Raw genomic sequence first — 590 nt, 5'->3', positions numbered from 1 at the left:
GCCAAGTCGTAGCCAGTTAAGCAGCGGTTGAGCGGCGGGAACTTGGCTGCAATCAATTCGCGCTGTTGGTCGATAATATTGGCGGCGGTGGTATGTACGCGGCCCAGAATGCCTTCCTGCTGGCACTCAGCCTGCTCTTCGTCCGATGTTAAAGCGCGGCTGTGCAGGTGCTTTCCACCGATCAAAATGGTATCGAGCTCCAGCACATGATCACGGGTTTTGCCGTATTCGCAGCTACCCTGGCCGCTGGCATCGGTAGAGATCATGCCGCCTATAGTGGCGCGGTTGGAGGTCGAAAGCTCCGGGGCAAAAAACAGCCCATGGGGTTTGAGCGCGGCGTTTAATTGATCCTTCACCACGCCCGCCTGAACGCGCACCCGCCGTGCTTCCACATCGATCTCTAGGATCTGATTCATATGGCGGGAGACATCCACCACGATGCCATCGGTGAGCGACTGACCGTTGGTGCCGGTGCCGCCGCCTCTGGGCGTTAATACAATGCTGCGGTGAGTGGTTTGCGCGGCCAACCGGGTAAGGCGCTCTAGGTCTTCGGCATGCTTGGGGTAGACCGCCGCCTGGGGCAGGCGCTG

The 590-nt window shown here is 59.7% G+C and carries 1 protein-coding gene; it reads right to left on the bottom strand.

What is annotated here, in order from left to right:
* Positions 1-590, bottom strand: a 590-nt coding sequence (locus K7H09_RS24240) for an FAD-binding oxidoreductase (RefSeq protein WP_230806361.1), incomplete at both ends; no start/stop codon positions are given.

Source organism: Halomonas sp. IOP_14, assembly GCF_021021315.1.
Lineage (GTDB): Bacteria > Pseudomonadota > Gammaproteobacteria > Pseudomonadales > Halomonadaceae > Vreelandella > Vreelandella titanicae.
Note: the sequence above shows the minus strand (reverse complement) of the source record. Positions and strands in the feature narration are given on the sequence as shown.